Genomic DNA, 12,522 nt, shown 5'->3' with positions numbered 1-12,522 from the left:
GCCTTGGGCAAATGCTTCAAATTGTCGGTATCTCGAAAGGGTCGTGGAAAGGCAGGCCTAAAGCCGCGCTTCGGCGAAAATCGGCAGGACGGAATGTTTCCACGGTCCGTTGAACTGGTGGATGAGATCTTGCGCTGCGGTGCGGCCGGTTTCGACGCGATGGTCGAGCAGATCGAGCAAATGGCTTTCGTCATGGCCCTGGGCGTTGCGCCTGGCACGCTGCCGTAGGCCGGCGCGGGCGAGGGCCAGGACATCGCGGCCGATATCGCGCAGGCTGCGTCCAGCGATCTGGGCATTCAAGCCGATCTGCGGAACATCGTCACGCAGCCTTTGCCGTTCGGCCGCGGTCCAACGTCGGACGATCTCCCACGCGCCATCGAGAGCGGTGGTGTCGTAGAGGAGACCGAAATAAAAGGCGGACATCGCCACCACATGTTCGGCCGAGCCCATGTCGGCGCCGCGCATTTCCAAGAACCGTTTCAGCCGCACTTCCGGAAAGATGGTCGACAGATGGTTGGCCCAATCCGACACGGTCGCGCGCTCGCCCGGCAGGGCCTCAAGCTTACCTTCCAGCAGATCGCGGAAGTCAGCACCGGCGACATCATGATAGCTGTCGCCGCGCTTGACGAAATACATCGGCACTTGCAGCGCGTAATCGACATAGCGTTCGAAACCGAAGCCTTCCTCGAAGACGAAAGGCAGCATGCCGGCGCGTTGATTGTCGGTGTCGCGCCAGATCTCGGATCGTTCGGAGAGGCGACCGTTGATCTTGCCTTCGGTGAACGGCGAATTGGCGAACAGGGCTGTCGTCAGCGGCTGCAAGGCCAATGAGACACGCAGTTTCTTGACCATGTCGGCTTCGGAGGTGAAGTCGAGATTGGTCTGCACCGTGCAGGTGCGATACATCATGTCGAGACCGCGGGTGCCGACTTTCGGCATATAGCCGGTCATGATCTTGTAGCGGCTCTTCGGCATTTTCGGCGTTTCGGCGAGCGACCAGAGCGGGCTCATGCCGAGGCCAAGAAAGCCGATGCCAAGCTGCTCCGCCACTTTATTGGCAAGCGCCAGATGGCCGTTGAGTTCGGCGGCTGTCTCATGCGCGTTGGCGAGCGGCGCGCCGGACAGTTCGAATTGGCCACCGGGTTCCAGCGAAATGGCGCCGCCATGGTCGTCGAACAGGCCGATCAGCGCCTCGCCGTCAAAAATCGGCTCCCAGCCGCCTTCGGCTTGCATGCCCTCCAGGAGCGCCCGGATGCCGTGGCCACCATCGTAGGGAACGGGCGAATTGTCCGTAATATAAAAGGGGAATTTCTCGTGCTCGGTTCCCACGAGCAGTTCGCCATTTTGCTTGATGCCCTGTTCGAACCAGGCAACGAGTTCGTGGCGCGATTCGATCGCTGTAGTGTCGGACGTGTCGCGCGCCATGAAGCTCGTTTGTGAACGGTCGGTTGCGAAGCGGCCCCCCGGGCCGGAAGCCTTCATAGGCGGGCGCGCGAGGCGATGCAACGGCAGCCCGCCAGGCGGTCATTCGGCTGATTTCACGGCGATTGGAAGGGAAAAGGGGAGCGGCAGGGGCCGGAGCCCAACAAGTTAAATTTTTTGAACCAGATTGAGACAACGGCGTTAATCAGGCCGTTAACAAATATGGCTATATGGGATCCGTCGGAGGACGTGCCTATGCCGTTGTTACTGAGGTTCTTGCGGGACAACCGAGGAACGACCGCGATCGAATATGGGATCATCGCGGTGGCCATTGCATTGGCGATTGTCACCGGCGCCAGCCTGATCGGCTCGGAACTGCGCGACAGATATTACGGCCCTGTCGCCAACAGCTTGACCCTGGGCTGAAATATGATCGTTTCCAAAAGGAAGAGTGGGATTTAAGCGAAAAACGGGGCGACTTTTCGCCTCTCGCTCGGCTTACGAAGGGTAGCGCTATTCGGAGGCGGGAAAGCGCGGTTTCGCCCAGAAATCCTGAACATCGGCAAGCGCCTTGATGCGCACCGCCAGCAGCCGGTCAGCCCGCGCCTGCGCATCCTCGACACGGTCGGTCGAACCGTGATTGACGAGGGCAACGGCGCGGCCGAGCCTTTCGCGTAGGGCTGCCGTCGCTTTCTCGCAAATGGCCGCCAGACTCTGAGGATCGTTGGTTCCCTTGGTCTTGATATGGCGTCGAATCGACGCCACGGTCCCGGTGGCGAGCCGATCGAGATCCTCGACCACGGTTTCGAACCGGCTGCGGAAGTTCGGGCTGAGTCGATTGTAGTCGGCCAGGGCGGACTGGCTGCCTGGCAGGATCGAGCGGGCGAAATATTCCTGATAGGTGACCGGCTTCCAGTTCATAAGGTCCTCGAACAATTCCGGCATCACCGGCAATTGCTCGATCAACATCAGAACCTCGTTGAAAAGGTTGAGGTAATCGTTGGCGAGACCGGAAGCGGGGTTGACGAGCGACAGGGCCTTCTCCTCCATGGTGGAGGATACGCTACTGGCTGGACCCGACCCTTTAGACATGTTCACCCGTTCGCACCAATTCGGTCGCGCTGACTAGAGTTGAGGTAAAATAGATGCCGAATGATAATAAGATATTGCCAAATCATCTGAAATCGAGCTCGACCTTTGCTTTTTAACGATCTGGATTTTTGACGATGTGCGGTCGTTTCGCAGTCACCCAGTCGCCGGACAGCATTCGCGCCTTCTTCCGCTATGTCGAACAGCCGAATTTTCCGCCGCGCTATAATATTGCGCCCACCCAGCCCGTGCCGGTCGTCCGCGTTGCCGACGGTCCGGGCGGCAAAGCGCGCCAATTCACGCTTCTGCGTTGGGGGTTCCTGCCGGGCTTCGTGAAGGACCCGAAGGACTTTCCGCTGGTCATCAACGCCCGCTCGGAGACGATTTTCGACAAACCCAGTTTTCGCAACGCCATCCGCCGCCGGCGCTGCATCTTCGTCGCTGATGCTTTCTACGAATGGCAGCGTGGCTCGAAAGCCAAGGGGCGGAGCAAGGTGCTTGTTCCCTACCTGATACGCCGCCGCGACGGCGCGCCGATGGCGCTGGCTGGCCTGTGGGAAAATTGGATCGGGCCGAACGGCGAGGAAATGGAAACCGCCTGCATCGTCACCACAGCCGCCAATGAAGTGATGGCGCCGATTCATGATCGCATGCCGGTGATTCTCGAGCGTGAGGATTTCGACGCCTGGCTCGACAATGACGGGGCCGATATCGACGATGCGGCGCGCTTGATGCGTCCCGCCGGTGCCGATGTCCTTGAAGTGTTCGAGGTGTCATCGGCAGTCAACAAAGTCGCCAATGATTCGCCGGAGGTGCAGATGCCGGCGAAGCACGAGAACCCCCCGCCGGAAGATGGCGGCTACGGCATGCTGTTTTGACGTGATCCATCCGCCGCTTGTTTAGGCGCGCCCGATGCTGGTGTAGTCGAACCCATGTTTGCGCATGTCCTCGGGACGATAGACGTTGCGTAGGTCGACCATGATGGGTTTGGCCAAGAGCCCGCGCAGGCGCGTTAGATCAAGAGCGCGGAAGGCATCCCATTCGGTGAGAATGACCAGCGCGTCGGCGCCTTTAGCGCATTCATAGGCGTCTTCGCAAAAGGTGACACCCGGCAGCAGTGGCCGTGCCTGGGTCATCGCTGCGGGATCATAAGCGCGAATGGCGGCGCCACGTTGCTGCAAGGCTGGCAGGATCGTCAGTGCCGGAGCCTCGCGCATGTCATCCGTATTGGGTTTGAAGGCGAGGCCGAGTACAGCCAGTGTCCTGCCGAGGACCGATCCGCCGCAGGCATCGAGGATTTTCTCCGCCATGCGTTGCTTGCGCGCTGCGTTGGCGGCGGCGACTGTTTCGACGATCCGCACCGGCGTGCCGAACGCATGGCCCGTGCGGATCAGCGCCATCGCATCCTTGGAAAGAGATGAACCGCCATAGCCGGGGCCCGCGTGCAGGACGTCCGAACCGACACGGTTGTCGAGGCTGATGGCGCGCGCCACATCCTGCACATTGGCGCCAGTCTTTTCGCACAGGTCGGCGATCTCGTTGATGAAGGCGATCTTGGTGGCGAGGAAAGCGTTCGCCGCATATTTGGTCAGTTCCGCCGTCCGCCGATCCATGAACATCAGGGGCGGCTGGTCGAGATGGAGGGGACGGTAGATTTCGGTGAGGGCGTCGCGTGCCTTGAGATCGTCGGTGCCGATGATGATCTGGCCCGGCTGGTTGAAATCCGCGATGGCCGTGCCCTTGTGCAGAAATTTCGGATTGGAGGCGACAGAGAAGTCCGCCTCTGGACGCCGCTCACGGATGATCCGCGCGACTTCGTCGCCCGTGCCGACCGGCACGGTGGAATAGGTGGCGATGACGGTGAAGCCGCTGATCGCATCGGCGATCTCGGCCGCGGCGGCATAGACGTCGGCGAGATCGGCAGAGCCATTGTCGGACTGGCCATCGCCTTGCGGTGACGATGTGCCGACGGCAATGAAAACCACGTCTGCGGCGGCGACGGCGGGGCCGAGGCTGGTTGTGAACGACAGGCGATGCTGCTGCACATTGCTGGCCACCAGCTCCGCCAGCCCCGGCTCGAAAATCGGCATTTCGCCGCCTTCGAGCGCGGCGATGCGGCCCGCATCCTTGTCGACGCACACGACGGTATGGCCGAAATCCGCGAAACAGGCGCCCGAAACCAGCCCAACATATCCGGCCCCAATCATCGCGATACGCATGCGTTCTCCGTCGTTTGGGGGGCTGTGGCTGCCCTGCCGGGCTTATAGCGGATTCAAGGAACCCGTCGATTGACTGCATACATACTATATGTATAGATACAATCTATAGGACGCAGGTTCCCGGGAGGACGAGTGATGGCTGCTTCTCACGACAATACGGTGCTGGTCATTGGTGGTGGCATTGGCGGCATGGGCTGCGCCCTGGCGCTCAATCAGGCCGGGTTCGACGTCGAACTGATCGAACAAGCTCCTGAGATCGGCGAAATCGGCGCCGGCATCCAGCTCGGCCCCAATGCCTTCGCGGCCATGGATGCGCTTGGCTGCGGCCCGCGCGCCCGCGCCCGTGCCGTCTATACCGACGATCTGATCATGATGGACGCGGTCGACGAGAGCGTCGTCGGCAAGATTTCGGCGCGCGAAGAATTCCGCAACCGCTTCAAGAATCCTTACGCGGTGATCCACCGCGCCGATATTCATCTGTCGGTCTATGAGGAAGTGCAGACCAAGCCGAACGTCCACTTCCACACCAATTCGCGTATCGAAAGCATCGATATCGACAGCAAAGGCGCGCGCGTGCGCGATGCCAACGGCAAGGAATATCGCGGCATCGCTCTGATCGGCTGCGATGGCGTCAAGTCGGTCGTGCGCGAGAAGCTCGTTGGCGATGGCCACCGCGTGCCGGGCCATGTGGTCTATCGCGCCGTGACGCCGCGCGATGAATTTCCCGCTGATCTGCGCTGGAACGCCGCCACCATCTGGGTCGGCCCCAATTGCCATCTGGTGCATTATCCGATGCGCGGCGGCGAGCAGTACAACATCGTCGTCACCTTCCACAGCCGCGAGAAGGAAGAATGGGGCGTGCGTGAAGGCTCGCGCGAGGAAGTGCAATCCTACTTCCAGCACATCGCCGATCGGCCGCGTCAGCTCATCGACAAGCCGACATCGTGGCGGCGCTGGTCGATCGCCGATCGCGATCCGGTGGCAAAATGGGGCGAGGGCCGCGCCACGCTGCTCGGCGATGCCGCCCATCCGATGCTGCAATATATGGCGCAGGGCGCCTGCATGGCGCTGGAAGACGCGGTCACCTTGCGTGAGGCGTTGCGCGTGCAGAAGGGCGATCTCGAGAAAGCCTTCCGGCTCTACGAAGAAAAGCGCATTCCGCGCACCGCGCGCGTCGTCTATTCGGCCCGCGAGATGGGGCGGTTGTTCCATGCCAGCGGTGTCGAACGCCTGGTGCGCAACCAGCTTTGGCAGGGCCGCAGCCAGGAACATTATTACGACGCGCTCGAATGGCTCTATGGCTGGTCGGTCGAGAAATGCCTCGCATGAGCGCGGCGCGCGCCGACGTCGAACAGGCCGCCGAGCTGGACATGGACTCCATGCCCGGCCACTACATCCGCCGCCTGCAGCAGGTGGCGGTGCGGCTATTTGCCGAGGAGGTGGGCTCTGATCTGACGCCGGTGCAGTTCGCTGCGCTCGTTGCCATCGCGCAGCGTCAAGAGCGTGGCCAGATTGGATTGGGGCAGGCCGATCTTGCGGCACAGATCGGCTACGATCGCGCCACCATCGGTGGCGTGATCGATCGGCTTGAGGGCAAGGGCTGGGTCAGCCGCACGCCGTCGCGCGAAGATCGCCGGCAGAATATCCTGGCGATTACGCCCGACGGAGAGCGGGCGATGGCGCTGGCAGCACCGTCGGTGCAGAGGGTGCAGAGCCGTTTCGTCTCGCCGCTCGATCCCGACGAACAGCAGATGTTCGAGCGGATGTGCCGCAAACTTCTTGGATATCATCTCGGCTGACACCTGAATCCGGGGCAGCGCGTCGCGTTCGGGGGGATTTCCGGCCCACCCGTCGCTCAAATGCCATGATTGGCGGACAAGAGAGCCGGGCTTCTCGCAATTTCGCGATCAAATGCTATGAGTGGTTGGTTTCCTGCCAGAAACTGACCAGCCGGCGCATGATTTCGTGATGCCGGCCCTCGGTTCGAGTTCAGCCCCTTTTTCGGATCGATTCCAGATGTCCCCCGTTCCCTCTCTCGGCAGTCGCGCCGCCTTCACGCAGGGCTCGATCATGCGCCATGTGATCGTCATGGCGTCGACGGGCGCGATCGGCCTGATGGCGATCTTTCTCGTCGATCTGCTGTCGCTTCTCTACGTGTCCTGGCTCGGTGATCATGCGCTGACGGCGGCGGTCGGCTATGCGACGCAGGTTTCATTCTTCCTGATTTCGATCAGCATCGGCTTTTCGATCGCGGTCGGCGCCCTGGTGGCGCAAGCGATCGGCTCCCGCGACAAGCCGCGTGCGGCCCGTCTCGCCGCTTCGTCGATGATCCATGTGGCCGTGATCTCGACTATCTTGACGCTGGCGCTGATGCCGTTCCGTCGCGACTTGCTGCATCTTCTCGGCGCCAGGGATCACGTCCTCGAAGTCTCGTCGACTTTTTTGTTGATCTCCTTGCCGTCACTGCCGCTGATGGCGGTTGGCATGGCCTTTTCGGCCTTGCTGCGCGCGCGCGGCGATGCGCGTCGCGCCATGTATGTGACGCTTGGCGGCGGCATCGCCACCGCGGTTCTCGATCCGATCTTCATTTTCGCCTTGGGACTTGGGGTCAATGGCGCTGCCATCGTCACCGTTCTGTCGCGTTTGTGCTTCCTCGCCGTTGGCGCTTGGGGCTGCATGCACGTGCATCGCATGGTTGGTCGGCCGCAGCGCCAGGCCTTGCTGCCCGATCTTAAAATCCTGTTGCGGATCGCCGTTCCCGCGATCCTGACGACGTTGGCTGCGCCCGTCTCGACGTCCTATGCGCTGAGCGTGTTCGCCACCTTTGGCCAGGATGTCGTTGCCGCTTATACGATCGTCGATCGCATCATCGGCGTGGCCTTCGGCCCGCTGTTTGCGCTCTCGGGCGCTGTCGGGCCGATCATCGGGCAAAACTATGGCGCGCGCCTGTATGACCGGATCAGACGCACCCTGCTTGATTGTTTCACCCTGTCGAGCGGCTACAGTCTCGCCGTCTGGTTCCTCCTGGCACTGGGAGCACCGCTGATCGTCAAATTGTTTGATGCCACGTCCACGACAGCAGAACTGATCATGTTCTATTGCCGTTTCGGCGCGGTCGCCTGGGTGTTCCTCGGCTGCATGTTTGTCGCCAACGCGGCTTTTAACAATCTTGGTTACCCGATGTTGTCGATGGCCTTCAATTGGGGCCGCGCGACCCTGGGGACGATTCCCTTCGTCACTCTCGGCGCCAAGCTCTGGGGGCCGGAAGGCGCCATGATGGGCATGGTGGCGGGTGCCGGCCTGTTCAGCCTGATCGCGATCTTTGTCGCTTTCTATGTCACGCGCCGTCTCGCCCGGGTGCACGAATTGGGATAGAAGAGTTGATAGTGTGGTGTTTGGCGTGGCGTTAAGGGAAGGAACGAGCATGTTTAATCTCTTCGAAATCGTGCAGGCTTCGCAGGGTGGTGATGGCGTCAAGACGCTGGCGCGCATGTACGGTCTTTCCGATGAGCAGGCGCAGGCGGCCGTCGGCGCGATTTTGCCAGCCATGTCGGAACGCTTGCAGGCCAAGGCCCAAGACCCCCAAGGCATGGCCGAACTCTTCGCCGCGATGACGAGCGGCCATGGCATGGCTGCCTTCGCCAATCCGGCCGCAGCGCAATCGGGCGACGCCCGTCAATTCGGCCGCGACATGCTGGGACAAATGTTCGGCGATCGCGACGGCTCCAAACAGCTCGCGGCCTATGCCGCGCAAAGCGCCAATGTGAGCCAGGACATCATGCAGAAGCTGATGCCGGCGATCATCGCCATCGTCATGGGCGGCCTGACCAAGTCGATGAACAACCAGGGTCTCGGCGGTATTCTCGAACAGCTTGGCGGCGCTTTCGGCCAGCCGGGCGCACAAACCGCGCCGCAGGGCGGCAACAAGGGTGGATTGCCCGGCGGGCTGCCTGGCGGTCTCCCCGGTGGAATGCCTGGTGGCAATGCCAGCGGTCTTCCGGGTGGTCTTGGCGGCGGGCTCGGCGGTGGCCTTGGCGGCATCCTCGGCCAGATCCTGCAGGGCACGTTCGGCCAGCAGCCGCAGGCGAGTGCTCCTGGTGGTGGCGACATCCTCGACAAAGTCGGTCAGCCCTCGGGTGCGCCGCAAGCTGGCGGCGCAAGGCCACAAGCGCCTTCGCCGGGCGCAAATCCGGCGGCTTTCCCCGGCGGGCTCGATCCGAAAACGATCCAGGCCGGCATCGACATGCTGGGCAAGATGCTCGGTCACGGCACCCAGCAGGCGCCGCAACAGCAGACCGGCCTCAACGATATTCTCGGCCAGCTGTTCGGCAATAAGCCGCGATAGGTTTTACTTTAGCGCGGCCAGGCTCACCGGCGGAACGCTATCCGCCGGTACGAAGAAGTCCTGCGCCAGCGCCTGGGCCGGATTGACCCGATACTGGTCGAAATCGCGCACACCATTCTCGTAGAGGAAGGTGTCGTCGATGATGAACTGTCCGGTGAGCGTCTTCGCTGGCGTGCAGAAAATCATATGCGCGGCATCGGCGAGAATTTCGGGCGTGCGCGATGCCTGCATCAACGCGTCGCCACCGAGTAGATTCTTGATCGCCGATGTGGCGATGGTCGTGCGTGGCCACAGGGCGTTGACGGCGATGCCCTTGCGGCGCAGTTCACCGGCCAATCCCAACACCACCATGCTCATGCCGAATTTCGCCATCGTATAGGCGGTGTGCGGCGCGAACCATTTTTCCTTCATGTCGAGCGGCGGCGACAAGGTCAGAATGTGCGGGTTCGCCGCCTGGGCAAGGAATGGCACGGCGAATTTCGACACCATGAACGTGCCGCGCGTATTGATCTGATGCATCAGATCGTAGCGGCGCATGTCGGTTGCCTGGGAATCTGTGAGCGAGATGGCGCTGGCATTGTTGACGACGATATCGAGCGAACCGAAATGGGCGGCGGTTTTCTCGACCGCCTCGCGCACCTGCGCTTCTTCGCGCACATCGACCATCAGCGGCAGGGCCTTGCCGCCGGCCTTCTCGATCTCCTCGGCCGCCGTATAGATCGTGCCCGGCAGTTTCGGGTGCGGTTCGGAGGTTTTGGCGGCGATGGCGATATTGGCGCCGTCGCGCGCCGCGCGTAGCGCGATGGCGAGACCAATGCCGCGCGAGGCGCCGGTGATGAACAGGGTCTTGCCGGCGAGCGTGCCTGTGGGCGTCGTCATCGTGCTGCTCCGTTAAGTTGCTTATTTCTTGGCTTTCGCCATGAAGGCCATGAAGGCGGCGCGGGCTTCGTCGGACTTCAGCGCCGCGCCGAAGGCGCGTGCCTCGACGCCCATGCGGTCGAGAATGGTATCGCGATCGCCGCGCATCAGTCGCCGCGTCGTCGCTACCGCAGTGCGCGGCTTGGCGGCGAGTGCGCGCGCCTTGTCCAGCGCATGAGCCTGCAGGCGATCCTTATCGACGATGGCGTTGATGAGGCCCAGACGATACGCCTCAGTGGCGTCGAAGCCTTCGCCGAGCAACAGCCATTCGCTCGCCTTGGCCATGCCAACGCGCTCCGGAATGAGCAGGGAGGCGGCGGCCTCCGGCACCAGGCCGAGATCGACGAAGGGCATGCGGAAGGTTGCGTCCGGCGCCGCATAGATGAGATCGCAATGAAACAGGATGGTCGTGCCGACGCCCACCGCCGCGCCGTCCACCGCCGCGACGATCGGCTTGTCGCAAATGGCGAAACGGCGGATGAAGCGCAGCGCCGGAAAATCCTCGATCCCGCTTGAGGCCGAGAGAAAATCGGCGATGTCATTGCCGGCGGTGAACAGGCCGCCTGCGCCACGCAGCAACAGGGCGCCAATCTTGCTGTCGGCCTCGGCGGCGTCGATCGCGGCGATCATCGCCTCATACATCGCGCCGGTAAGCGCGTTCTTCTTATCCGGCCGGTTCATCGTGATGGTGAGGACACCATCGGCCGACGTGGTGGTGATATGATCGTTCATGATGCCAGTGCCCGTTCGGCGGTGTGGACGGAGGCAGCGCCGCCAGTGACCGTCCATTCGAGCCCCTTGGCGCCGACGCAGAGGTTTTCGGCGAAGAAGCGGGCGATATCGATATGGGCTTCGCGGCCGTTCGCGTTGAGCGCGGCGAGCGCCATGCGGGCCAACGCCGTGCCGCCGCGCGCCAAGCCGAACAGGCGCAGATAGGGCGTGGCGCCGGCCAGCGCATCATCGGTGCGGGTGGTAAGAGCTTCGAGCATATAGCGGGTGGCGCTTTCCAACGCGTCGATACATTCACCGAGGCGGGCAGCCGTGGCGCCGAAAGCCGGATCGTTGATCTTGCTCACTTCAGCTATGACCGCGCGCATGTCGGCGATTTCGCGCGCCACCGTGTCGCCGTTGGAGAGCGGCAGCTTGCGCTGCACGAGATCGATGGCCTGGATGCCGTTGGTGCCTTCGTAAATCGCGGCGATGCGTGCATCGCGCATGAATTGCGCAGCGCCGGTTTCCTCGATGAAGCCCATGCCGCCATGCACCTGCACGCCAAGCGACGTCACTTCATTGCCGATGTCGGTGGAAAAGGCCTTCGCCACCGGCGTCAGCAGGCTGGCGCGCTCGCTGGCTTGTTTTTGCGCTTGCGCGTCGCCAGCGCGGTGCGAGCGATCGATCGCTTCGGCGGTCATGTAGCAGATGGCGCGCGCGGCGGCCGTGCAGGACTTCATCGTCATCAGCATGCGCCGCACGTCGGGATGCAGCGCGATCGGGCTCATGCCCTGGCCCGTGAAGCCCGTGGCGCGGCCCTGCCGGCGCTCGTTGGCGTATTCGATGGCTTTCTGGGTGGCGAGTTCGGCCAGCGCCACGCCCTGCAGGCCGACACCAAGGCGTGCATTGTTCATCATCGTGAACATGCAGGCGAGGCCACGGTTCTCTTCGCCAACGAGATAGCCGACAGCGCCGCCCTGATCGCCATAGATCATCGTACAGGTGGGCGAGGCATGAATGCCCATCTTGTGTTCGAGACTGTGGCAGCGCACGTCATTATGCGTGCCCAGCGGATCACTCCCGTTGGGCAGATATTTAGGCACCAGGAACAGCGAAATGCCGCGCGTGCCGGCCGGCGCGTCGGGCAGGCGGGCCAGCACGAGATGGACGATGTTCTCGGCCATGTCGTGTTCGCCATAGGTGATGAAAATCTTCTGGCCGAAAATGCGATAGGTGCCATCAGCCTGTCTGTCGGCACGGGTGCGCAAGGCGCCGAGATCGGAACCGGCCTGGGGCTCGGTCAGGTTCATCGTCGCCGACCATTCGCCGGAAACGATTTTCGGCAGATAGTTTTTTTGCAGCGCTTCCGAGCCGTGCCGCTCCAGCGCCAGAATGGCGCCCGAGCTCAGCATCGGGCAGAGCATGAAAGACATGTTGGCCGAGGACCACATTTCCAGGCAGGCGGAATCGAGCAGATGCGGCAGGCCCATGCCGCCGGCTTCCTGCGAAGCCGTCACGCCGGCCCAGCCGCCCTCGATCCACTGGCCATAGGCCTGTTTCCAACCCGGCGCCGTTGTCACCACGCCGTCCGCCAATTTCGCCCCGGCGAGATCACCCTGGCGGTTGATCGGCTCCAGAACGCCTTCGGCGAAACTGGCGGCCTGTTCCAGGATGGTGGCGGCGAAGCCGTCGCTCAGATCGGTGTAAATGCCGTCGGCGACGCCCCGGTCCATCCCGGCGGCATGGGTCATGGAAAACAGGATTTCATTGAGAGGGACGCGGTAGGTCACTTTGCGGCTCCTGTGGATTCCACCCTTC

At 62.5% G+C, this 12,522-nt stretch carries 12 protein-coding genes; 6 read left to right on the top strand and 6 right to left on the bottom strand.

The features are described from left to right. Nucleotides 1-57: 57 nt before the first annotated feature. Nucleotides 58-1,425, bottom strand: a complete 1,368-nt coding sequence (locus tag BLW50_RS14665) for a glutamate--cysteine ligase (protein ID WP_090709143.1) — start codon at nucleotides 1,423-1,425, stop codon at nucleotides 58-60. A 252-nt stretch (nucleotides 1,426-1,677) separates the two neighbouring features. Between BLW50_RS14665 and BLW50_RS14660 the strand changes: the two genes are divergently transcribed. Beyond that, entirely contained in the window at nucleotides 1,678-1,848 is a 171-nt protein-coding gene (locus BLW50_RS14660; protein ID WP_090709140.1) for a Flp family type IVb pilin, read from the top strand. 87 nt (nucleotides 1,849-1,935) lie between these two features. Here the strand turns inward: BLW50_RS14660 and BLW50_RS14655 are convergent, their stop codons facing one another. After that, nucleotides 1,936-2,514 (bottom strand): hypothetical protein, encoded by a 579-nt coding sequence (locus BLW50_RS14655; protein ID WP_210186084.1) that lies wholly within the window; start codon nucleotides 2,512-2,514, stop codon nucleotides 1,936-1,938. A gap of 134 nt (nucleotides 2,515-2,648) precedes the next feature. Between BLW50_RS14655 and BLW50_RS14650 the strand changes: the two genes are divergently transcribed. After that, complete coding sequence (locus tag BLW50_RS14650) at nucleotides 2,649-3,389, top strand: SOS response-associated peptidase (protein WP_090703812.1); 741 nt, start codon at nucleotides 2,649-2,651, stop codon at nucleotides 3,387-3,389. A gap of 21 nt (nucleotides 3,390-3,410) precedes the next feature. Here BLW50_RS14650 and BLW50_RS14645 read toward each other — a convergent pair whose 3' ends face one another. Then, a complete protein-coding gene (locus tag BLW50_RS14645) occupies nucleotides 3,411-4,730 on the bottom strand; it encodes a UDP-glucose dehydrogenase family protein (protein WP_090703808.1) in 1,320 nt (439 codons plus the stop codon). A gap of 135 nt (nucleotides 4,731-4,865) precedes the next feature. Here BLW50_RS14645 and BLW50_RS14640 point away from each other — a divergent pair, with 135 nt between their 5' ends. The 4 genes from BLW50_RS14640 (at nucleotide 4,866) to BLW50_RS31255 (ending at nucleotide 9,075) form a co-directional block, all read left to right on the top strand. After that, entirely contained in the window at nucleotides 4,866-6,059 is a 1,194-nt protein-coding gene (locus BLW50_RS14640) for a 3-hydroxybenzoate 6-monooxygenase (protein WP_090703804.1), read from the top strand. Beyond that, the gene (locus tag BLW50_RS14635) at nucleotides 6,056-6,529 is read left to right on the top strand and encodes a MarR family winged helix-turn-helix transcriptional regulator (RefSeq protein WP_210186083.1); all 474 of its coding nucleotides are present in this window, start codon (nucleotides 6,056-6,058) and stop codon (nucleotides 6,527-6,529) included. Before BLW50_RS14640 ends, BLW50_RS14635 begins: the two co-directional genes overlap by 4 nt. Before the next feature lie 217 nt (nucleotides 6,530-6,746). After that, nucleotides 6,747-8,105 (top strand): MATE family efflux transporter, encoded by a 1,359-nt coding sequence (locus BLW50_RS14630; protein ID WP_090709136.1) that lies wholly within the window; start codon nucleotides 6,747-6,749, stop codon nucleotides 8,103-8,105. Nucleotides 8,106-8,154: 49 nt separating this feature from the next. Then, a complete protein-coding gene (locus tag BLW50_RS31255) occupies nucleotides 8,155-9,075 on the top strand; it encodes a DUF937 domain-containing protein (protein WP_170850162.1) in 921 nt (306 codons plus the stop codon). Between the two features lie 3 nt (nucleotides 9,076-9,078). Here BLW50_RS31255 and BLW50_RS14620 read toward each other — a convergent pair whose 3' ends face one another. The 3 genes from BLW50_RS14620 to BLW50_RS14610 are packed head-to-tail and all read right to left on the bottom strand — an operon-like array spanning nucleotide 9,079 to nucleotide 12,494. After that, nucleotides 9,079-9,954, bottom strand: coding sequence for an SDR family oxidoreductase (locus BLW50_RS14620; protein ID WP_090703799.1), 876 nt, complete (start codon nucleotides 9,952-9,954; stop codon nucleotides 9,079-9,081). A gap of 21 nt (nucleotides 9,955-9,975) precedes the next feature. Next, entirely contained in the window at nucleotides 9,976-10,725 is a 750-nt protein-coding gene (locus BLW50_RS14615; protein WP_090703796.1) for an enoyl-CoA hydratase-related protein, read from the bottom strand. After that, nucleotides 10,722-12,494, bottom strand: coding sequence for an acyl-CoA dehydrogenase (locus BLW50_RS14610; RefSeq protein ID WP_090703792.1), 1,773 nt, complete (start codon nucleotides 12,492-12,494; stop codon nucleotides 10,722-10,724). Before BLW50_RS14610 ends, BLW50_RS14615 begins: the two co-directional genes overlap by 4 nt. Nucleotides 12,495-12,522 lie beyond the last annotated feature (28 nt).

The organism is Beijerinckia sp. 28-YEA-48 (genome assembly GCF_900104955.1).
Taxonomy (GTDB): Bacteria; Pseudomonadota; Alphaproteobacteria; order Rhizobiales; family Beijerinckiaceae; genus Terripilifer.
This window is presented reverse-complemented; position numbering and strand designations above follow the sequence as displayed.